General features: G+C 33.0%; 1 protein-coding gene. It reads left to right on the top strand.

Annotated features, from left to right (window positions below):
- The coding region (locus RM538_RS13370; RefSeq protein ID WP_311333939.1) for a sensor histidine kinase at window positions 1-722 on the top strand (722 nt) is incomplete at both ends.

The following is a 722-nucleotide window of genomic DNA, read 5'->3' as shown; positions in this document are numbered from 1 at the left end:
GCAGAGAGTGAACTTAAGGTGCGCCAAAAAAATAATCTTATTTATGGAAGCTTAGGCTTGGCACTTATACTAGGATTACTAGGGTATTTGTTTTACAACCAACAAAAACTTAAAAATAGACAACTCCGTAAAGAAGCCGAGTTAAAAGAAGCTCTTGTAAAAATTGAAACGCAAAATAAACTCCAAGAGCAACGCTTGCGTATTTCAAGAGACTTGCATGATAACATAGGAGCACAGCTTACTTTTATTATCTCTAGTATAGATAACTTAAAGTTTGGGTTAAAGGAAGCCACAAAAACTACCAAGGATAAGCTTTCTAGCATAAGTGAATTTACCTCTCAAACTATTTATGAATTACGCGATACTATTTGGGCAATGAATAAAGAAGATATTTCTTTTGAAGATTTACAAGTACGTATCTCTAACTTTATAGATAAAGCAAAGGTGGCTTCAGAGAAGACACAATTTTCGTTTACAATAGATAGCACTATAAATCCAGAGCATAGTTTTAGTTCAGTTGTTGGGATGAATATCTATCGTATTATACAAGAAGCCGTAAACAACTCTTTAAAGTATGCAGATGCTTCAGAAATTAAGGTTTCAATTAAAAGAGAAGGGAATCATTTTAGCATCAAAGTGATAGACAATGGCAAAGGGTATGATATAAATACTGTAGAAAAAGGAAATGGTCTTAACTCTATGGAAAAAAGAGCTAAGGATAT

The sequence above is a fragment of the Patiriisocius hiemis genome (assembly GCF_031846325.1).
GTDB classification, from domain to species: Bacteria; Bacteroidota; Bacteroidia; order Flavobacteriales; family Flavobacteriaceae; genus Patiriisocius_A; species Patiriisocius_A hiemis.
Note: the sequence above shows the minus strand (reverse complement) of the source record. Positions and strands in the feature narration are given on the sequence as shown.